Annotated in this window: 19 protein-coding genes; 5 read left to right on the forward strand and 14 right to left on the reverse strand. The window is 45.0% G+C overall.

From position 1 onward, the window contains the following. Nucleotides 1-24: 24 nt before the first annotated feature. Nucleotides 25-798, reverse strand: a complete 774-nt coding sequence (locus ACTXGJ_RS04170) for an NUDIX hydrolase (RefSeq protein ID WP_443565210.1) — start codon at nt 796-798, stop codon at nt 25-27. A gap of 341 nt (nt 799-1,139) precedes the next feature. On the opposite strand from ACTXGJ_RS04170, the gene ACTXGJ_RS04175 reads away from it, so the two are divergent. After that, nucleotides 1,140-1,703 carry an NUDIX hydrolase gene (locus ACTXGJ_RS04175; RefSeq protein WP_439241788.1) on the forward strand — a complete coding sequence of 188 codons (564 nt, stop codon included), beginning with the start codon at nt 1,140-1,142 and terminating at the stop codon, nt 1,701-1,703. An 84-nt stretch (nt 1,704-1,787) separates the two neighbouring features. On the opposite strand, the gene ACTXGJ_RS04180 is transcribed toward ACTXGJ_RS04175, so the two are convergent. Further along, the gene (locus ACTXGJ_RS04180) at nt 1,788-4,838 is read right to left on the reverse strand and encodes an insulinase family protein (RefSeq protein WP_443565211.1); all 3,051 of its coding nucleotides are present in this window, start codon (nt 4,836-4,838) and stop codon (nt 1,788-1,790) included. Between the two features lie 276 nt (nt 4,839-5,114). Here ACTXGJ_RS04180 and ACTXGJ_RS04185 point away from each other — a divergent pair, with 276 nt between their 5' ends. Both ACTXGJ_RS04185 and ACTXGJ_RS04190 read left to right on the forward strand, forming a co-directional pair. Beyond that, on the forward strand, nt 5,115-5,576 hold the full coding sequence (locus tag ACTXGJ_RS04185; RefSeq protein ID WP_443565213.1) for a universal stress protein: 462 nt from the start codon (nt 5,115-5,117) through the stop codon (nt 5,574-5,576). A gap of 148 nt (nt 5,577-5,724) precedes the next feature. Then, nucleotides 5,725-6,180 (forward strand): universal stress protein, encoded by a 456-nt coding sequence (locus ACTXGJ_RS04190; RefSeq protein ID WP_439241795.1) that lies wholly within the window; start codon nt 5,725-5,727, stop codon nt 6,178-6,180. A gap of 227 nt (nt 6,181-6,407) precedes the next feature. Here the strand turns inward: ACTXGJ_RS04190 and ACTXGJ_RS04195 are convergent, their stop codons facing one another. Beyond that, nucleotides 6,408-7,337, reverse strand: coding sequence for a LysR substrate-binding domain-containing protein (locus tag ACTXGJ_RS04195; protein ID WP_443565215.1), 930 nt, complete (start codon nt 7,335-7,337; stop codon nt 6,408-6,410). 248 nt (nt 7,338-7,585) lie between these two features. On the opposite strand from ACTXGJ_RS04195, the gene ACTXGJ_RS04200 reads away from it, so the two are divergent. Next, on the forward strand, nt 7,586-8,668 hold the full coding sequence (locus tag ACTXGJ_RS04200) for a YeiH family protein (RefSeq protein WP_439241800.1): 1,083 nt from the start codon (nt 7,586-7,588) through the stop codon (nt 8,666-8,668). A 235-nt stretch (nt 8,669-8,903) separates the two neighbouring features. Here ACTXGJ_RS04200 and cspE read toward each other — a convergent pair whose 3' ends face one another. From cspE to ACTXGJ_RS04220, 4 genes are all read right to left on the reverse strand, one after another. After that, nucleotides 8,904-9,113: a transcription antiterminator/RNA stability regulator CspE gene (cspE, locus tag ACTXGJ_RS04205; protein WP_025644841.1), complete on the reverse strand. Its 210-nt coding sequence runs from the start codon at nt 9,111-9,113 to the stop codon at nt 8,904-8,906. A gap of 239 nt (nt 9,114-9,352) precedes the next feature. Beyond that, nucleotides 9,353-9,775 (reverse strand): YbaN family protein, encoded by a 423-nt coding sequence (locus tag ACTXGJ_RS04210; protein ID WP_439241802.1) that lies wholly within the window; start codon nt 9,773-9,775, stop codon nt 9,353-9,355. A gap of 216 nt (nt 9,776-9,991) precedes the next feature. After that, nucleotides 9,992-10,480 carry a hypothetical protein gene (locus ACTXGJ_RS04215; RefSeq protein WP_439241805.1) on the reverse strand — a complete coding sequence of 163 codons (489 nt, stop codon included), beginning with the start codon at nt 10,478-10,480 and terminating at the stop codon, nt 9,992-9,994. Nucleotides 10,481-10,825: 345 nt separating this feature from the next. Continuing rightward, nucleotides 10,826-13,786 carry a valine--tRNA ligase gene (locus ACTXGJ_RS04220; protein ID WP_443565216.1) on the reverse strand — a complete coding sequence of 987 codons (2,961 nt, stop codon included), beginning with the start codon at nt 13,784-13,786 and terminating at the stop codon, nt 10,826-10,828. A 295-nt stretch (nt 13,787-14,081) separates the two neighbouring features. Between ACTXGJ_RS04220 and ACTXGJ_RS04225 the strand changes: the two genes are divergently transcribed. After that, entirely contained in the window at nt 14,082-15,263 is a 1,182-nt protein-coding gene (locus ACTXGJ_RS04225; protein ID WP_443565217.1) for a formate/nitrite transporter family protein, read from the forward strand. A 140-nt stretch (nt 15,264-15,403) separates the two neighbouring features. On the opposite strand, the gene ACTXGJ_RS04230 is transcribed toward ACTXGJ_RS04225, so the two are convergent. The 7 genes from ACTXGJ_RS04230 to ACTXGJ_RS04260 form a co-directional block, all read right to left on the reverse strand. Next, nucleotides 15,404-16,297: a bile acid:sodium symporter family protein gene (locus ACTXGJ_RS04230; protein ID WP_439241832.1), complete on the reverse strand. Its 894-nt coding sequence runs from the start codon at nt 16,295-16,297 to the stop codon at nt 15,404-15,406. Between the two features lie 428 nt (nt 16,298-16,725). Next, nucleotides 16,726-17,634, reverse strand: a complete 909-nt coding sequence (locus ACTXGJ_RS04235) for a hypothetical protein (RefSeq protein WP_443565218.1) — start codon at nt 17,632-17,634, stop codon at nt 16,726-16,728. A gap of 57 nt (nt 17,635-17,691) precedes the next feature. Then, a complete protein-coding gene (locus tag ACTXGJ_RS04240) occupies nt 17,692-18,195 on the reverse strand; it encodes a YbjQ family protein (protein ID WP_443565219.1) in 504 nt (167 codons plus the stop codon). Nucleotides 18,196-18,273: 78 nt separating this feature from the next. Further along, a complete protein-coding gene (locus ACTXGJ_RS04245) occupies nt 18,274-18,747 on the reverse strand; it encodes a YbjQ family protein (RefSeq protein WP_439241839.1) in 474 nt (157 codons plus the stop codon). A gap of 72 nt (nt 18,748-18,819) precedes the next feature. Further along, nucleotides 18,820-19,380, reverse strand: coding sequence for a UPF0149 family protein (locus ACTXGJ_RS04250; RefSeq protein WP_443565220.1), 561 nt, complete (start codon nt 19,378-19,380; stop codon nt 18,820-18,822). 156 nt (nt 19,381-19,536) lie between these two features. Then, on the reverse strand, nt 19,537-19,782 hold the full coding sequence (locus ACTXGJ_RS04255; RefSeq protein ID WP_439275990.1) for a PA3496 family putative envelope integrity protein: 246 nt from the start codon (nt 19,780-19,782) through the stop codon (nt 19,537-19,539). Between the two features lie 140 nt (nt 19,783-19,922). After that, entirely contained in the window at nt 19,923-21,434 is a 1,512-nt protein-coding gene (locus ACTXGJ_RS04260) for a hypothetical protein (RefSeq protein ID WP_443565221.1), read from the reverse strand. Between the last annotated feature and the right edge of the window lie 110 nt (nt 21,435-21,544).

Genomic DNA, 21,544 nt, shown 5'->3' on the forward strand with positions numbered 1-21,544 from the left:
ATGACTTTGGATTAGAGCGCTTGGTTAGCGGTCTAACTCTATCCCTGAATCTTTTAGACGGTAATACCACTCAAGCTGGCGATCGAATCCGGTCTCTAGTAAGTTGGCAATAACCTTGCCCGTCAGGCCCCAAACGGTCTCACCATCGACCTCCCAGCTTGGGGTAAGTATCGTTGCCGTCTGCTCAAGCATCGTATATTCTATTGCATACTCCGTAGTCGGCTGAGTGATGAGCGTCTCAAAGTCCGCCCAAAAGATACGAGATATCTCACCGACCTCAGGTACTAATGGTAGGTCTGGCGCAATAAGCGCTACGATAGGACGGACACTCATCCCACTTTTTGAGGTCTGGATAGGCAGTTGGCCGATGAGCTGAACTTTATTGGGCGGCAGCGCGGTCTCCTCGCAAGCTTCACGCAGCGCGGTGACTACGTTATTACCATCACTCAGCTCATACTTACCCCCCGCACATGAGACCTCTCCTGCATGACTTTTCATGTGCGCCGCGCGGCGCGTCAGTAGCAGCTTAGGCCGGCGCTCACGAGTAATCGCTACGAGTACAGACGCATCAGCGATAGGAGTCTGATATAGGCTTTGTAACACTCGGTTGTTATAATTTTTGTCGTAGAGAGTAAAAGGGGATGCGCTAACTAAAGAATTAGGTGGCGTCTCAGATAACATCTGTAGCGTTTGTTGTTGTACACGCTCCGCCAACTGTCTGAGCCTAGGATGACGAATAAAAGCAGGCCGCGCTACTGCTAGCTCATCGAAGCTTTCAAAATCATGGATTACTGTCATTGTTACTGCCTATTTTCGTCATCAGTAGCCTATATAAAGGATCATCTTAGCATGTCAGTCATATGGTGTTGATGACTGCGTAGGCCAATTTAGCTGCCCTGTCCCTTAAGTTGTCTATAACTCATACACCGCCTATACAGCTTGTCGTATATCGCATCAATAACTAACACCTGCTCCTGCATTACCGTTTATATGGTGTTTTTTTATTCTAGAATGAGAGCATTATGATATCGCTCCCTGCTAAAACTAAAAACTATGCTATCTTAGAGCTATCTAAGCTTAAGCTCTAAATATTCGAAAGCTAAACTTCTCTAGATTTTAAATTAAATAAGGCAGCTGTTATGCAATATTGTCTCCAGTGCGGTCATGAAGCCGAACGCAAAATTCCTCCTACGGATAATATGCCGCGCTTAGTCTGTCCTAATTGCAACTACATTCACTATGAAAACCCTAAAGTCATCTGTGGATCGTTAGTAATTTATGAAGACAAAGTGCTCTTATGTCGCCGTGCTATCGAGCCACAATATGGCCTTTGGACGTTGCCAGCAGGCTTTATGGAAAACGGTGAGACTATGGCAGAAGGCGCGGCGCGCGAAAGCTTTGAGGAAGCGGATGCGGTAGTCATTAACCCTCAGCTTTATTGCCTCTATGACATTCCTGATATCGGTCAGATATACGTGATTTACTTAAACGATCTAAAGGACGGCGCTTATGGTATTGGCTCTGAGAGCTTAGATAGCTCTCTTTTTAAAGAAGAAGATATCCCGTGGGATGAGATCGCCTTTGAAGCGGTCAGACGCACACTAAACAACTACTTCGCTGATCGTAAACGGTTCGATAAGCGCGAGAGCTTTCCGATTCATCAAGATCAGATTGCTAAAGACAAAAGTATTAAGCGGTATTAAAATTTAAACATAATAGCTTATTTCTTCACGCAAAAAAGCCAAGCACTATGCTTGGCTTTTCTTATCTTAAAACCTCAGTATCGGTTAGCTGTTGATTTTACAGACCTTAAAGCCCAGATCTTTTACAGCTTCCTCTTTATCATAAGGCGCTAGCACCGCACGCACGTGCTTTTGGCCTTGCAAGTATTGCTTGGCAACGCGCTGTATATCTTCAATAGTCACTGCCAAGATAGCGGCTCGCATCTTACGCTGCCAGTCCTCGCCGCGATTATGCAGATTGGCAAAGCAAGCCTTTATCGCCTCGCCTGCCGGAGAGCCGGGCTTATCCATACCAGATATGATGCCGAGTATTGCTTCTTCTAACTGCTCAGCACTTTGTGGCTCATTAAGTAACCACTCAATACTGGCCTCAAAGTGCGCAAAAGTCTCAGCGCAGTGCGGATCACGGTAGCTGAAGAATTTAAAGGCACAAGCATTGGCATCATAACCTGCGCCGCCGCCATAAGCGCCGCCGCGCTCACGAATGGCGCTGTGCAAATAGCCATTGCGTAGATATGGCGCTAGTACCATTAGGGCTGCCGTATCTGGGTGATCAGCAGCAGGTACGCTATAAGCGCTAGCGTTGTGATAGACGTTCGTGGCGACTAGCCAAGCTAAGTCTTCGGCGATAGGATCACTCTCAAGCGCTTTGACTGCATCTGACTCACCGCTTAACGTTGGATCTAATTCAAGCTGAGTGAACTCGCTTGGGATATTATCTTCTATCAGCTTAGCATTAGCTATTGATGACTTACCGTCCTGCCAGCTATCCACAATCAAGTCGCTTAAGCGCTCGGTTTGCTCGGCTTCACAGATGATAACCGCGTGCTTTGGCAAGCTGAGTAGACGCTGATGTAGCGCCATCAAGCTAGTAGCAAGCTGATCCCATTTTGTCTCGTCACTACTAGCATGACCCAAGAAGTCCTTTAAGGCATTAAGCGCCGGCAAACCGCTACGCACATACTCAAGCTGCGCTTGACGGCTCATCGCGCGGCTAGCGGTTTGTAGAGCGTAAGCATGGCCAGCACTACCGAGGCGCGACTGCCAACTGGCTTGACGCTGCTGCAAAATCTCTTTGATACGCGCGTGCTCATCGAAGACACTATGCTGCATCACTTCTTTTAGCAACTCTATCGCTTCAGTCTTCCGGTTCAGTGCTCGGGTCGCCACCACAAAATAGCTGCTAATCGCGTGGCTATCATCGATAGCGGTACGTTGGCTGATACGCGCGGTCACGCCGGATGAGTGCGCCGCTTGCTTGGCTTGCATCTCATAAGCGTCTAGCTGATCTGTGCCAAGCTCTGAGAGTAAGCTTAAGTAGATAGGCAGTAGCGGATGATTGATCACCTCATTAACCGGCAGCTCTTCAGCACTTTTGCCATTGATAGCATCGGTCAGCGGCACAATCACTTGATAATAGTACAAGCCATTGGTCCCCGCTTCGTATTCAAATAGCGTACTGTCTTGCCCGCTTAACGTGATCTGCTTTTGCTTGCCATGCTTAAAGCTAATATCTGTTGGCACATCCTCTAAGCCCACTTTGGGTAATAAGCTCAAATCGTCAGGCGCAGCTTGACGCGCCGCTAGATCTAGCGCTTGCTTCTCAAGGATTGCCTTATCATCTTCGGTCAAATCCATCGCGATAGTATCAAGGCGCACTTGCTCAGCGGCAGCTAGGCGCGCTGATTTTTCACTATCAGGAACCAAAGTCACGCGCACTCGGTGGTTATTTTCGAGTAGATGCGTCTTAATCAGATTGGGCAACCACTGCTCATCTTTCACTTGTTCGCGTAACCACGCCAGATGCTCATCAACCTCCCACACGTCGATAGGATTGCCATCGTGAATGACGGTGCTAAAGCCTTCTAACATCAAGTTTAGGCCATAAGGCATACTATCGCCGCCGATATGACGCTGATCAATCTCGATCTGATGCAATATCGTCTCGATAGTCTCGCTCTCGATAGCTTTGCTTGCGACATCGGTGAGTAAGTCCATAACACCTTGCTCGACCGCCTCAGCATGTTCAGGTTCAGAGCCGCGCAGTCCGGTATAGAACACCATTTCATAATGGCTATCGTCAAGGCCTAGTAGCGGACTTGGTGACGTGCCTAGTGGATGACTATCTAGATAAGCCCGTAGTGGCGAGCCGGCGTGCTCGATCAGCACCCCTTCTAGCAAGCGCAAAGCCAAGCGCTGCTTGGGATCAGTAATCGAGGGTAACAACCAAGCGATGACATGATGGGTTTGATTTGGACCCGCTTCATCAGCGGTATAAGTATCGATCGCGCTAATCGGAGCCGATAGGCGTACTTCTGGACGCGAGACGTGTTTTTTTCCCGCTGCGAACTGAGTTAACGCATCGTTATGAATTCGCGCTTGCGTTTCGCTAACGGGAATATTACCAAAGCTCATGATGACGCTATTCGAGGGATGATAATGGCTTTGATGAAACTCCACCAGCTCAGTATGGGTCAAATCAGGAATATCAGCAGGATCACCACCAGAGTTATAATGATAAGTCGTCGTCGGGAATAGGTGATGCGCGACCGTATGATAGAGCTGATCAATCTCGCCGCTCATTGCTCCTTTCATCTCATTAAATACAATACCTTTAAATTGAGGTTTGTCTTCACTATCTAACTCAACACGAATGCCTTCTTGCGCAAAATCAAGCGGATGAATATTCGGAAAAAAAGCGGCATCAAGATAGACTTCTAATAAATTAAAATAATCGTTTTTGTTTTGTGTTGCATAAGGATATGCGGTCCAATCGGCTGCCGTCATTGCATTCATAAAGGTGTTTAACGAGCGCTTAATCATAGAGAAAAAAGGATCACGCACTGGGAACTTCTCAGAGCCACACAGCGCAACATGCTCTAACACATGCGCCTCACCTTTGGAGTCCATCGGCTGCGTACGAAAGCCCACCAAAAACGCATTTTCGTCACTAGGGTGCGCCAAATGATAATGCATAGCGCCGGTTTTGACGTGCTGGCTGATGAGTACATCGATAGAGAGCGCTTCGATGTGGCGATGTTCGATAAGCGCAAATTCAGGATGCAAAGTAAGATCTGCGGTAAATGTATCAGTCATAAAGATCCTTGTGGGCTATTATTTTGTTCTTTAGTTCGTTCTTTAAATAGTTAGTGCTTTTACTGATGAGTTTTCTAAAAAGTATCGTTGCTGCTAGATGGGGCTAGTGGTTTGATAAGTCAAGCTACAAGCGATAACTATCACTACTCGACTCGCGCTCATGAACTTTAGGCGTATAGCTTTCTTTATAACCACAATTATATTATGGATTTTACTTAACAAAGCTCAGCACTACTGCTACTATGAATTAAAGCAACGTCAACAAAGGAGTGAGTTATGGGTTATCAACATATCTTATTAGTCACAGACTTACTATCAGATGCCGACATCGTCGCCCAAAGAGCGAAACGCGTGCTTGCAGGCTCTCCTGGAGCCAAATTATCGGTATTACATATCGTTGAAGATGACATGGTGCGCTTCGGTTATGAGCTGGTACCAGCCTCTAGCTTATCTGGCGAAAAAGATGGTGAGCACTGGCAAGAAGCTAGAGCGAAGCTGGTACAATTTCTTGAGCGTAATGAGCTACATGCGGTCAACTCTGAAGTGACAGCCGCGATCTCCAACGATAAAGGTATCGTCAATTACTGCCATAAAAAGGACGTTGACTTGCTAATTATTGGACGCCATGAGCGCCGCGGTATCGCAGCTTGGTTAGTTGGGGCCACCGCCGATAATATCTTGCCCAATGCGCCTTGTGATAGCTTAGTAGTCAAGCTTGACGAACCAGTAGCAAAATAGCTAAGGTCATTACGGTAAACATGGGTTAATACGGCGAACACGACTCGGTCAACATCCCCTATCATATGCAGCAAATAGCTATGAGCGCTACTTAACAGCGGCTATCAGTAGTGCTATAGTAAATAGTATATGACACGAGGAAGACACTATGAGCTATCAACATATTTTATTAGTCACCGATCTTTTGCCAGATGCTGATATCGTCGCCCAAAAAGCCAAGCATATCGTGGCTAACCGCCCAAACTCTAAGTTATCAGTGCTACACATTGTCAAAGATACGATGGTCGGCTTCGGTTATGAGCTGGTGCCAGCGTCCAGCCTATATGATGAGATCGATGATGAACGTTGCCAAGAGGCGCGCGCAAAGCTAGCGCAGTTTTTGGATCGCAATGAGCTAAATGTTGTCAACTCGCAAGTGACTACCGCTATCTCTAACAGCGAAGGCATTGTCAATTATTGTCATAAACACGAAGTCGATCTGTTAGTTATCGGTCGCCATGAGCGTCACGGTATCGTTGCTTGGCTAAGCGGAGCCACCGCTGATAACATCCTACCAAACGTGCCCTGCGACAGCTTAGTCGTTAGACTCGATAAACCAGACTAGCTACCGCTTTAATATTCTATCTGCTTAAAAATTATATAAGCTATAGTCAGTTCATTATAAAAACGATACAGCGGGACTGGGATGAATTTTATGCAGCCTCTATATGCGTAGGCACAGCACGCCAGTAAAATCTATACCAGTTCCGCGTTGAAAAACTATATCTCTATTTTATTTAGAATCGACTATATTACTCAAAAGTGCTGTGCAGAGACTGCATAGCGCTTCATTCATTGAATAATATCAATAAAGGTCTGCCAAATTGGACTTTGATGCCGAGCTTTGTGCCAAACTAGCCACCACGTCCGTGTTAGATCTACTCCCTGAATTTTGACAGGTACTAAGCTTTTCTCGGCAAGCTCTTTTTCAATGACGTGCTGCGAGAGACAGCCCAATCCGATATCGGCATTGACCATGTTTTTTATGGCTTCTGACTGCGCGACTGCGCGAATCACCTCAGCACCGGGCAGATGCTGTAGTAATTGCTCATCAATAATTTGCCGAGTGCCTGAGCCTGCTTCTCTCACTAGCAGGGGCAGCTTTGAAAGCTGTTCGGTTGTCAGCTCATAATACCCGCCCGCTTCGTTATAATCACTTATCCCTCTCAACCATCGACTATGACACTTAGAAAACACCATCAAAGTGTCAGTACGCCAAGCGCGTTGCTCTAACACCTTGCTATCACTAGGTCTTGGCATACCTTCTACAAGGGCAATATCGATATTGAGTTGCTCGACTTCGCTAACGACCTCGCGCGTATTAGCGATATACAGCTCGATACTGGCTTTGGGCAGCGCCTCATATACCTTAGCCACTAGCTCGGGCAAAACATAATTACCGATAGTGGTGCTCGCGCCAATATGCAGCTGACCCGCTTGATGCTTATGGTAATGCTCAAGAGTAAGCGCCTGCCCTAATATAGCCTGTGCTTGCACGTAAACTGCTTGGGCATTGCTATGAGGATTGAGGCTACGGCCTACGCGCTCAAATAACGGCATTTGCAAGCGCTCTTCTAGCGCGGCCAAGGCACTACTGACCGCTGACTGTGATAAATGCAGCTGCTCGCTGGCACGGCTAGTGCTCCCCGTCTGATAGATACTGACAAAGACCGAAAGCTGTTTTAGGGTAATCTTTGGCAGTGTCTGGCTAGATTTTTCCATTAAAATAAACATCCTATAACGAGTAAGCCATTGCTAGACAGATACAATCAAGCTTATAGATACCCACTTACCTAAAAAATCGATAGCTCCTATCTTATCAATCTGTTTTTATTATATACGAGCTTTGCTTATAATATCTACACATAAGCTAATGCTTATTAAGACTATAAGTAAGTATGATGGCAACGCCTTCAAATAGTCTTAACAACAGCAGTCAATGAGCAAAAAACGCCCGTTAGGATATGAGTATGCCCTCTTTCGTACAAGCCATAACTGATTATATGCCTCGGACTCGCCATCTAGCAGGGCTGATCGTCGTGCTCATCGGTAGCTTATTTTGCTTATGGCTAAATACTCGTTTGGACATCTGGAGTCAAGGGCGCATTATAGGCTTATCTTCGTTAACGCTGGCGATTTTACTTGGCATGGTTTTGGGCAACACCATTTATCCCAAGTTTGCAGCCAGTCTGAGCGCTGGAGTTGGCTTTGCTAAAGCTCAGATTCTACGTTTGGCTATTATGTTTTATGGCTTTAAGTTGACCTTGACAGAAGTGGCTGGCGTCGGGATGCCTGCAGTATTGAGTGATGCTTTAGTGCTGACTTCTACCTTTTTATTAACCTATTGGATCGGTACTAAGCTGTTAAAAGTCGATAAAGAAACGACTTTGCTCATTGGTTCTGGTGCGAGTATTTGCGGGGCGGCGGCAGTTATCGCCGCTGAGCCTGTCATCAAAGCAGAAGCGCACAAAGTCACTATCGCGGTGGCAACTGTCGTAGTGTTCGGCACTCTTGCCATGCTACTATATCCCTTTCTTTATCATCTAGGCTGGTTACAAGTCTGGCTCAGCCCGCAAGACTATGGCGTCTACACTGGATCTACCATTCACGAGGTCGCGCAAGTGGTCGTCGCTGGTAACGCCATCAGCGCAGAGGTTGGCGATACGGCGGTAGTGACTAAGATGATTCGCGTGATGATGCTAGCGCCATTTTTACTGATTTTGTCGTTTGCGCTAACCAAAAGCGGTAATGGCGAGGGCGAGAAACTGTCGGTCATGAGCCGAGTTAAACAAGTCAAAGTGCCTTGGTTCGCTTTTATTTTTATCTTAATTGTGTTGATGCATACTTGGTTAACTATGTCAGAGAGTTTTGAGAGTAGAATGATCCTGCTCGATGATGTTTTGCTGACTATGGCAATGTTCGCGCTAGGACTAACCACTCATCTAAGTGCGATCAAGCAGGCTGGCTCCAAACCGCTTATCTTAGGCGCTATTATGTTTGGCTGGTTGATCCTTGGCGGTGGCCTAATCAATATAGGTATTAGCTTTATTTAATATTTATAAGCAGCATAAATAAAAACACAGAGCAACCTACGCGATGCATGATCTTAGCGTAGGTTTTTTAATGTCTGTTACTATCGGCGGGTTACACTGCACTAACCTCACCCTGTGAGAACAAGTTTAAAGGTTAATTAAACGCTTAAATCCAAATCGTAGACAAAAAAAAACGAACCCTTAGGCTCGTTTTTTTACATCTATTTATCTAATCATTTGTCATTAAAAAGACAACTTAGATAGCAACGATGTTATGTGCTTGTGGGCCTTTTTGGCCTTGAGTTACAGTAAACTCAACTTCTTGGCCTTCAGCCAAAGTTTTGAAACCAGAACCAGAGATTTCGCTGTAATGAGCAAAAACGTCTGCGCCGTTTTCTGGAGCGATAAAACCAAAGCCTTTAGCTTCGTTGAACCACTTAACTGTACCTTTTTGAACGTCTGACATGTTGATAATCCTACTTTTTAATTTATTGGTGGTCTCATTGACCGGTAACGCTTGCAAATAGCTACTGACGATAAATATTAAAACGAAGGATTATAACTAATACTACGAGGTAATGATTTGTGCAGAACTGCTCTTAAGCTTGTGGGTATTATAGAAGCCTTATCGCACTATCGCAAGCGATATATAGCTTTTTGTGTAACTGGTTACAAATAAGCATTATTCATGGTTAACTTGTTGTTTTATTGAGCATTTGGTAAGCGGAAAAGATAGATAGCAACGCCCGTACAGACGATCGCGACGAGCCAAGCCATCCACATAACATCATCGGGCAGTCGATAAAATAGCATCGCCGTAGATAACCCCATCATGATAGTCGCAAGCCATTTGGCGTACCAAGGCACCGCATGATTCTCTTCCCAATCGCGGACAAACTTACCGAAATACTTATGATTAATCAGCCAAAAATGAAAGCGTCTTGAGCTGCGTGCCCAGCACCCTGCTGCCAAGAGTATAAAAGGTGCGGTCGGCATCACTGGTAACAATACGCCGATGATACCCAGCACAAAAAATATCCAGCCTAGTATCACAAACGTCCAGCGCACCGTTGGGCTATTAGACTGATTGGTCTTGGGACGATAGTAAAAGGCTTTTTTGTCAGTCATATTGATTACATCAATGCTAATGGGTGTTTCGCTAATGGGATTGTCAAAGCTATTTTTATAATTCGACAATCATGCAATAAAGACTAATCTGGCTCAATATTATTTTTGCATTTTTATGTGGTTGTTTCATATCTAGCGCTCTGTCTCAACCATCAGACCAAAAAAAACCACTTACAGCAGACGCCAAAGTGGTTTTTTCTTCATTTTAAAAGGAGCTTATACTAATAGCAGCACAATCACAGTGAAGATGACGAAGTAAATAAAGACGCCCGCAATCGCATAAAATGTCTTAATCTCTTTATTATTAATCTCGATCTTACTGAGCGTCGTGCCAAGCTTGAGCATAGAGATGGCAAAGAAGTAAAAAGCTAAAGCCAATAGCGTGATACTGATAATGAAGATCACTACCGGAGAGACGATACCAAAAAAGGTCTCCGTGCCCGGGAACAGAATTTTACCTTTAATAACCAGTATCAATAGTACGGCGGCAAGCCCCGATGCGGAGGCATGAAAAAAGATAATATCGTGCCAAGAAGCCGTGGTTCTATAAAAGCTGTTTTCAATACCGAAGTGACTTTCAGCATGGCCAACTTCGGCCGCTCCTCTTTTTCCGACGGCTCTATAAGAGTTTATCTTACTGACCGTAATCAGGAAGGTAAAAAAAGTAAAGGCAATCCACAAAAAGACGTACAAGTTCAAGCTCATAACTACCTCAAGACTTATATAATTATGCGTTCAATATATCATTTATATCAATCATATTATGTATTAATAAGACTAACAAGTGCACGCATTGGTTATTAGTCTCGCTACACTGCGATGACTGTAGAAATCGTGGAGCTATTAAACCTATTTGATGAATATGCAAACATAAAAAAACCGCTACGGCTTGATGTGGTAGCGGTTTTTTTCCCTAGCCCTAGGTAAGCTGAAAACTGAATTTTAGATACTAAGGGTGAGTTGTAAATTACTTATAGCTACCTCACAGGTGTTATGCAAATATGCATAATCTGAAATTACAAAATGATAGCAGTGTTGAAATGGTTTTTTCTACAAAGCCCGAAGCTCCTCCATCTGCCCAGCCATAGCCTTAATTTGCCCTTCAAGCTCAGCCAGTTTCGCTTTCTCTGCATCGACCACTTCCGCAGGTGCTTTACTGACAAAGCCTTCATTGCCGAGTTTACGTGAGATACCTTCGGCTTGCTTTTGCAATTTCTCATAGGATTTATCAAGGCGTTTTAGCTCAGCGGTTGGGTCAATCAGCCCTTTCATCGGTACAAGGACGCGTAGTTGCCCAATCATACTGGAGGACGATAGTGGCACCTCATCGCCGTCTTTTAGAAGGGTTAAGCTCTCCACTTTCGCTAGTGCCTTAAACTGATTGGCAATGCGCGATAGACGCTGCTCTTCTTCATCGGAGATGTTTTTTAGTAGCACAGGCAGGCGCACGGCGTTACCCAGTTTCATCTCGCCGCGGATATTACGCACGCTGGCGATGAGCTCTTGTAGCCAGTCCATATCAGACTCAACTTGCTCGCTAATAAGCGCACTATCGGTTTGCGGATAGTCCGCGATGACGATGCTGTCCGTGGTCTTACGGTCTAATAGCGGCGCGATAGTCTGCCAGATCTCTTCGGTCAGATACGGCATAATCGGATGGGTGAAGCGCATGGAGCTCTCAAGCACATGCAGCAGCACGTAGCGGATTTGTGCTTTACGCTCGTCCGATACTGAGTCATCATTGAGACTGGCTTTGGCAAGCTCAACGTACCAGTCGCAGTACTCGTTCCAGATAAACTCATAGATATCATGGCTGACCATATCTAGGCGATACTGGTTAAAGTGCTGATGGATATTTTTGATGCTCGAGTTTAGTCGGCTCATGATCCACTTTTCGGGTAGCTCCCAGACCTCTGGCTTGGCGTTTTGATCGATAGGCAGCGCGCTTCCCTCTTTATCGACACAGTTCATTAGCACAAAACGGCTGGCGTTCCAGATCTTATTACAGAAGTTGCGATAGCCCTCAACACGCTTGAGATCAAAGTTGATATCACGACCGGTACTAGCAAGTGAGGTAAAGGTAAAACGCAGCGCGTCCGTACCATAAGCGGCGATGCCGTCAGGGAACTCTTTACGCGTTTGCTTTTCAATTTTGGCGGCGTCTTTTGGATTCATCATATTGCTAGTGCGTTTTTCTACTAACGTCTCTAAATCAATCCCATCTATGATATCGATAGGATCTAGCACGTTCCCTTTGGACTTAGACATCTTCTGTCCTTGGCCATCACGGACCAGTCCATGCACATAAACGGTTTTGAACGGTACTTGCGGGCTGCCATCGTCATTCTTCACAAAGTGCATGGTCAGCATAATCATCCGCGCCACCCAAAAGAATATAATGTCAAAGCCGGTGACCAAGACGCTAGTCGGGTGGAAAGTCTCAAGCACTTTTTTATCGGCAGACGGATCAGCCCAGCCAAGCGTACTAAACGTCCATAGACCTGAGCTAAACCACGTGTCGAGCACATCATCATCTTGGCGCAGTTTTACGTCGTCGCTTAGATTATACTTGCTGCGTACTTCGGCCTCATCGCGGGCGACATAGATTTCACCAGTCGCATCGTCATACCACGCAGGGATACGATGTCCCCACCACAGCTGACGACTGATGCACCAGTCCTGCAAATCGGTCATCCACGCCATATACATGTTTTTATATTGTGCGGGGACGAATTCGATATCGCCATTCTCGACCGCGTCAATAGCAGGTCCCGCAAGTTTATTCACCGCGACATACCATTGATCAGTCAGCCACGGCTCAACGATGACGCCACTACGATCGCCACGTGGCGCTTTTAGCTCGTAGTCTTCAATGCTATCAAGCCAGCCCTCTTCTTGTGCTTGTGCCACCATCTTGATACGGGCAGTGAAGCGCTCAAGGCCTGCATAAGCATTGCCCTCATGATCGCTTGGCGTTGTTTCTAGATTAGGCTCCCGAGTTTGCAGATCAGGATAGACTTCCATCTCAGCCAAGATATTGGCATGGGCGTCGAGCACATTGATCAGCGGTAAGTTATGACGGCGGCCGAGTTCATAGTCATTGAAGTCATGCGCAGGGGTGATTTTCACACAGCCGGTGCCAAAGTCGCTTTCGACATAATCGTCGGCGACGATAGGTACGACGCGGCCGGTAATCGGCAAGGTAATGGTCTTACCGACTAAGTGCGCGTAACGCTCATCGCTAGGATTGACCGCGACAGCGGTATCACCAAGTAGCGTCTCAGGGCGGGTGGTGGCGACAACCAGATAGTCTTTGCCGTCTTGCGTGCGCACGTCTTTATCAGTGAAGTGATAACGAAAATGCCAAAGGTTGCCTTTCTCGTCGTGGTTTTCGACTTCTAAATCAGAAAGCGCTGTTTGAAATTTAGGATCCCAATTGACCAAACGCTTACCACGATAAATAAGCCCTTCATCAAACAGACGCACAAACACTTCTTTCACCGCGTTAGACAGACCATCATCCATGGTAAAGCGCTCGCGCGACCAATCGACTGAGCTGCCAAGCCTGCGAATCTGGGTAGTGATATTATCGCCCGATTCGGCTTTCCATTCCCAAACTTTATTGATGAATTCTTCACGACCTAAATCATGGCGCTTAATGCCCTCGGCATTGAGTCGACGCTCTACCACCATTTGTGTAGCAATACCGGCGTGATCGGTACCTGGCTGCCATAAAGTATTGTCGCCATCCATACGATGGAAACGCGTGAGCGCATCCATGATAGCGTTATTAAAGCCGTGACCCATATGCAGGGAGCCGGTGACATTTGGCGGCGGCAAAGCGATGGAGAAGGAGTCGTCTTTATCAAAAGTTGGCTGAAAGTAGCCGCTCTCTTCCCAGCCTTGATACATACCCGCTTCTACTGCGCTCGGATTATAGGCGTTCTCTAATTGGCTTAGTGCGGCTTGGATAGACTGGGTTAGATTGGTGTTAGAATTAGGATTGCTCATAAGGGCCTGGTCTTTTATTAATAATGAAGGTAAAAAATATAGATATAAATATAAGGTTAATCACGAATAGAGTGATTTTAACGCAGATAGCTAGTTTTTGTTAGCGTTAAGGTGATTTATCAGCGCAGATTTCAGCGCTATTATTAATTCTCATTAAACAATCAACAACAGCAATCCGCCTAATGCTAAATATAATGGAGTATAGTACTTTCACAGCGACTGCTTGATACTGAAATATTAAAATTTAAGAATATTAAAAATATTGTTACTAAACACAAAAAATAGCGAGCCTGCCGTGCCTCAAAATGACGATAAAACACAGAATGTACCAAACGACACTTCTGATACTCAAAGTCAGCAAGATGTGCAAGGGCAAAGTACCGATTCTGACTATGTTTCTAAGCCTGTTTCTAATATTGACTCTGATTCGGTAGCGAGTGATAAAGAGGATCTAGAAACTAGCGAAAACAATGCTAATGATAGCGAAGCTAATAATGACAAAGAGGACTCGCAACAAGCCGATAGCGAGTCTAGTAGTGATGTCACCGAAAACCTAACGGACGAGGACTTCCCAGAAGAATTCTCCGACGAAGAAAAAGAGACCATAAAAAAGGTCGCCAGCGACGATAATTTAAGTAAAGCCAAAAGCTCAGCGAGTATCTTAGTTGAGCAGTTCATCGATGCCAAAGAAACTTTTGGTCGCTCATTAGGCTCATTATTCACCAGCGCCTTTACCGCAGGCCTTGAGATTGGCATTAGCTTTTTTGTCATCTTGTCGGCCTTTACGTTGATTGGCGACTTTATGCCGAATAAATACGCGATGGTTCTAGCCTCACTCCTCTACCCCATTGGCTTTATTATCGTGGTTATTGGTCAATCCTTGCTGTTCACTGAGCAAACCTCTCTACTGAGCTTACCGGTACTTAACAAGATTGAACCTTTGCATAAGTTATTGCGGCTATGGGGCATCGTCATCGCGGGTAATGTTGTCGGCGGCTGCCTGTTTGCTGCGTTGATGATTGGCTTAGGTCTCAATATGGGCTTATTTACCGTTGCTAATATCGATGCTTATGCCGAGCACGTATTGGGCTTTAAATGGTGGGTGATATTTGGCAGCGCGGTACTCGCCGGCTGGATGATGGGTATCGCCGCTTGGCTTGTGACCTCTGCGCGCGACACTCTTAGCCGTATTGTCTTGGTGACACTTATCACCGGTAGCATTGGCTTTTTGGGACTGCATCACAGTATCGTTGGTAATATCGAGGTTTTCGCCGCTTTGATGTATGGTAGCTACGTCACCCTCGCCAATTATATGCTGTTTTTATTCGTCGTATTAGCTGGTAACACCGTAGGTGGTGTGGTGTTTGTGGCGGTACTTAAAAACCGGACTTTCTTGTTCGATGTGGCTAAAGTTCGAGAAGAAAGCGCTGAGGATAAGTCTAATAAGTTAGCAAGGCTTAACGGTCGCGAGCGTTAAAAAATGACTAAAAGTTTTTGTGTTGAAATGTTTTTATTCCGCACAAACCACCAAAAACCCCATAGCTAGCTTCGTAATAGAAGTTAACTATGGGGTTTTCTGTACGAGCGACTGTAAATAAACTTTATTTATTTTACTAATTAAGCATAAGCCGCTTGCTCTTTTCTGGCCTTACCACTGAATACTTTAACTAAGATACCGGCGGTAAAGAACATAATCAGCGTATAGATAGCCGGTGTCATCGACATATCATAGTTAGACAATAGTGTCAGCGCCATAAATATCGATAGCGTACTGTTTTGTAGGCCAACCTCCATCGTAATCGAAGTTCTTTGTGCTAAGTTTAAACCCAGCAGCTTACTAGAGAAGTAGCCGAGCGCCATAGTAACTAGATTGAGAATCAACGAAACCGGACCGGTATTAACAAAAGCTTCAACGATGATATCTCTTTGCACATAGCTCAAAAACACTACTAACATCGCCAAAAACGTGACTCCAAATCTGGAGACAAGCACTTGCGAGCTATCGGCTAATTTAGGTTTATAGCGCTTTATTAGCATGCCAATGCTGATAGGCAAGATAGTAATGACAAACAGTGAAATCATGGTTTTGACGATAGGCAACTGAAACTCACTGCCTGCGCCCATAAAGTGAATAAGCGAATAACTCAGTACAACTGGGATAGTGAAGACCGTAATGACGCTAGCGATAGCAGTCATCGTCACCGAGAGTGCCACATCGCCTTTGGCTAAAAATGTAAATAGATTAGAAGTGGTTCCGCCTGGGCATAAGACTAATAGCATTACCCCTACTGCATATTCAGGACGCAGCGGCATAATATTGGCAAGGGCAAAGCCGATAAGCGGTAGCATAATTAACTGATTGGCTAACCCTATACTTACTGCTTTAGGAAATTTTACCACTCGTTTAAAATCGTTTACGACTAGGGTCAAGCCCATACCCATCATGATCAAGAATAAACAGATCGGAATAACGACTGAATTGACAAAGGTAACTAGTTGAAGACTATCCATAACTACATCCATGTAGACATAACCAATAAGGTTATGTGTTAATAATTTTAATTCCTCCACCTAATCCATGGCGCAAGATTAAATAAAAAAAATTTTACTAAGGCTATCAACGATTACTGCTGATATTTTCACTGTACCTTTAGGCTACTACCGCAATGGTTCGCTACAAATTTCACCGTTTTTATCGAATGCTAGTAGCCGTAATAAAACCCTCTAAACAAACCATAAAAATAAAGACGGCAAATTAGTATAGCGAGGTTATCTCGTTATCAACTATGCTAATTGCACTACTCTCCAGTCAACATTGGGCTTTTGTGTTTGAATTAAGGCTAGTATCGCTGCTAATAACATAGCAATAAAAGTGGCTAAGCATTTCTTATACTTTGCCTCTTATCAGTCTCGTGTACTCCTTTAAGAGGCTGAGCCAGTTAATCTTCCATTAAAATTTGGTTTTCTAAATAATCGGCGGCTACCTCATTAAAATAAGTACAATTGACACTACTGCTATCAGCACCTGTATATTGGCGATAACCGTCGACAATATAATCAGCGGTATAAACACTACCATCAATCTCTACAGCTGCTTCATAGCCCACCTCACCTTTATAGTTGCTAGGGTCTACTAATCGTATGGCACGGTGTTGATTGTCTTCACCAACTTGTACTATTTCATAATCATACTGATTTGAGTTTATGGCATTAGCTTGGTCTAGCCACTCCTCGATAGTATTTTCATTAAAAAATGCGAATCCAACTTTAAAGACAGGAAAGCTTACCTTCTCAACACTCTCGGTATAACAAATTGAGTTAGCTGGAAACTGGGCGTTATTGAGCTCATAAAGCGATAGCGGGGTAAAAAAACGTTCTTCGTCGGCTGTAGTTATACCCGATATATCGTATGCTTTTAAACTAGGGTTAAGCGTTAATGACTTATTATTTGTCAAAGAATCTAAAGTGTATGAGTAGGAGGTAGGCGTTAACACCTTCAATGTCGGACTAATAAGCGCCTTAAACTCTTCATCAGTAGCTTCAAATGCTCGGTAATAGTTGGACGCAATATAAGTATAAGGAAATGATAAATTAGGGCTATTATTAACGCCTTTAAAGATCTTAGACGTGGTTTGAATTTGTCCATCACGAAGGACTATATCTGAGCGCTCTGAGTATGCTAAACCCTCGCTAAAGCCAAGCGCTATCTTTGAATACGCTATTTCAGTAGCGTGATCGTCTGGTTTATCAGGCGCTATTACCGTGTTAAAGGACGAATCATCGTCACCACAAGCGACAAGCCCTATAGAGGCGCCCAAAAGTACACTAAATGCCAATATATTTTTCATAAGGGATACCTAAGAGGTAGTAAAGGAAGGGTGGTTTAAACGAGTTTGAAACCTTGTTTACAGCGAACTAGTAGATGGTGGTAGCGAGGTTTGAGAATTGTCAAAGCTAATGACCGCGGTGCCATAAGCGATAGCTTCGACCATACTGCCAAGCTGGTTGATGTTACTGACTTCAAGCCGCAGCCCATAGATATGATTGCAGCCTTTGCTATGCGCTTGCGCGCGCATACGCACGAGCGCTTCACGGCGAGCGCGATCCAACAAAGTCTCGTACGTGGTGAGGTTTTTGCCAAATAAGCTAAGCACTTTGGCAATGACCATTTTGAAGTAGTCTTGAGCGATGACAACGCTGCCCAGTACTAGCTCCCCTTCACTATCAACTTGTAACTTGGGACGATAAAAACGCTCGCTTGAAACGATAATATGGCTCAGCTCTTTTTCTGCTACCGATAAACGACCTAAATGCTGACGCTCATGGCGCGCACCAAAGAACCACCCTACTATAAATAAAATAATAAGCGGTGCATAGTTGATCAACATCTGCGTTAAAGAGTTATTCATAACCCGTCTCTAGTGATAAAAAGGTCTAAGCGCTTAACGGCTTGATTTAGCGGTATGGTTTAGCTTGGTGAAAAGGCACTACTCACCAAAAGGATTAAATCGAGGCAAGTCATCTGCTGGAGGGTTGGCAGACGTTGGCTGCTCCTGATTATTAGAAGCTTGGTTATTAGGAGTCTGATAAGACTGATAACCAGTATCGCTAGGATACTGATTTGGTAATGGCTGCTCTGCGGGTACTGCCTTGACCGCCGTGCCATAGACAAAAAGCTCAGAGGCTCCTTGGGCAATACTAGAAGTCGAAAAACGCAGGCCTACGATAGCATCGGCTCCTATAGCCTCTGCTTTGACTACCATACGATCTATCGCTTCTTGTCGCGACTCCTCTAACAGCTCAGTATAAGCCGTCAGCTCGCCGCCAACGATGTTTTTTAGACCTGCAAATAGATCTTTGCCGACATGCTTTGAGCGTACGGTACTGCCATAGACGACATCTAAGCGCTCAGTAATACGATAGCCGGGTAAGTGCTCAATATTGGAGAGTTGCACGCTCATGGTATGGCCCTGTTAGTCATTGACTCATTAAAAACATCTATGCAGTATTGATGTATTGCTTGTGACTCAAAATTAATCGTCGGTATGAAATAACAAAAATAGCTCAGTCAAGTTACCTTCAATACTGTTAGCCATTTGTGCCATTTTATTGTCATCACTGCGCATTTGTACCAGCTCCTCATCCTCATCATCGATGCCGCTGAATACGATCATAGGCAAAGTTAAGACAGCGACATCCTCAGCAGTCTCTTCGTTCTCAAACCAGTCCTCAGCGTCATCAGCATACATCGCATCGACAAATCCTATCGACCAAGCGACGATATCTGACTCTTCAGAGAAGTCCATCGCAGTGTCTTCATGCTCTGTATCTTCATCAAATGGTAGCTCGATTGGCTGCTCATTTTTGAGCTCAGCAAGGATAGCCTGACGCCACCGTTTTACGCCATCTACCACGTTTTCTGGTAGTTTGTCAGCTTGACCTTCGAATAGTGACTCTAACCAATTTGGCAGGGGGCGACCGATCACCGTAGCAGTCAAAAACCCATGGGTAGCGATACTATCGAGCACATATAGGCTCTCTTGATTGTCCAAAAAATCTAGTAATTGATCAAAGCTCAATGGGTCGCTACTCATGAGGCGCTTCCTTATTGTTAGGTTGGCAAATTTTAAGACTACTTTTAGATTAGGATGTACTAGATTGGGATGTGTTAGCTTAACACGATTAGCAAATATATTATTTCAGCTAAGTGTGTTGCCCTTTTTGGCAAAAGGGCATAAAGACGTTGAGAGCTAGAGCTCTTCGTCGTCATCCCAGTCGGCATCCCAATCGTCATCGAGATCATCGTCATTATCATCTGCTAAGTCGTCTTTTAAGGCTTTTGCTAGACGCTTTTCTTCTAATAAATTATCAATGAGACGACGCTTCTCTAAACTGCTAAGGCGCGTACGTACACTAGTCTCTGCCTCTTCTACCATCTTTGCATCATCGTCATCGGCAAATTCATCATCAAAATCATCAATATCAGGATCACTCATGACAAACTCCTATTATTTGTACCAAAAATTCAAAATCATTCACTTTATATATGCCTTATAAAGTCTCTAAAGGGTCTTGTCAATGCTTTTCGTCATTAAGCGCATTTTATCTTCATAACGCTCTCTATTATCTAAGCTATTTAGGCTTCACTTTCTGTCATTAGCACTGAGTTGCGCACATCGGCTAAGCGCTGCATCATAGCATCATTCCCCCCGTCAAATATCGCACATTCACGCTCATAGACGGTGGTTGGGCGCTTGACACTTTGTACCTGCACGTAGCTACCGATTTGTTTTAGGCCCGCGTGAGGTAATAATATAAGCATTTGCTCTTTTTTTCCGACGCTGGCGAGCAGTTGGGTCATTGCCTCCACTTGCGCTTCATCACTAACGCCTATTTTGGCCGGTAGCGCGAAGCGAGACAGCTCAATATGCTTATCATGGATAATCTTATTGAGCATCAAATACAGCTTGCCTAGCATCACTCCTGCTAGCGCCACTTTTGCGTGGCTATTATCTGCTTTAAGCACCGCTAAGGCGCCATTTTCATCAAAATACGGCTTATTGACCGCGCTAATGCCCAATAATAAAGGCTGTTTTAGCAGTTCAGTCAAGGCTTGTTGCAGTAGCTGTGTGCACAAGGCTAGATAAGGCATACGCGTTTCTGGCGCCAAGCGCTCGAGCATATTGTACTCATCATGAAAGGTGATATGTACACTTATCGTCCCAAGGGCGCGAGAAGAGGACAGTCTAGAGCTCTGCGGAGCAGGCTTAGCAGCATGATATCCTGGGGCGCTTACGCTATCGGTTGTGCTATTTTCGGTGGCATCAGTTTCGCGCTCCGCTTGCGCTATAGCCGCACTCATGGTGGTCTGCTCAGCGCTGTCATTACCTTGAGCGGCACTGTGATTGTCAGCTGATTGATTATCGGCTGACTGCTGGGATTTAAGATAAGCGTTCAACTCACTATGAATCGTTGCCGTATTGACTGGGGCGGCTTTGGTATCCATTGGCGCACCGGCGCTGTCTTGAGGCGCTGCTTGCGCACTAGCATCAGTCTCGCTCTGCTGACTGATCTCCTCGGGATAACGACTATGAGCCTGCGCTCGGCGCGCATATTGCTCACGATGCACATCTTCTATGTCTTGGCTTAGCGCGCTGATCTGCTCTTTTGTCGGCCGTGCAACATAGCTATAAACCAATAACAGCAGCAAATGCAAAATCATCGAGCCAATCACAAAGGGCCACTGCATAGTGATAATCTCACCCTTGCTGATATCCTTTAGGGTTAGCGCCACGCTACCGATAACCGCATCGCCATTAGTCGCTATTTGGCTAATAGTATTGCCTTGTTGCATAGGCGCATTGCCTACGGGCACTAGCACCTCATCGTTATTATCCTTAATAACCAGTCGCGTGACGTCTTGCTCACTCGTATAGCGATTGGCAATAACGCTCAGGCTGACACGGTCTTGGTTTTCTAAAGATAAGCGAGCCTCATCGATAAGCTGAGCGACCATCTGCTCGCCTTTTAGCTGACGGCTGTTACTTAATTGCTGATCAGTACTAATGACTAACAGTAAGGTTTGCAAACAAAAACTGATCAAGATAATGATGGCAAACAATCCTTGCCGCGGCGCTAAATAAGTCATGGTAGAGTAAACTTTTTTATAAGAAAGAGTGAAAAACGACACTATCGATCGTTTTTGGGAAAATCATATTGTCAATTAGCGGCTAACTGCTCTATAGATAAGCTAACTTG

Source organism: Psychrobacter sp. 1Y11 (genome assembly GCF_052259045.1).
Classification (GTDB): domain Bacteria; phylum Pseudomonadota; class Gammaproteobacteria; order Pseudomonadales; family Moraxellaceae; genus Psychrobacter.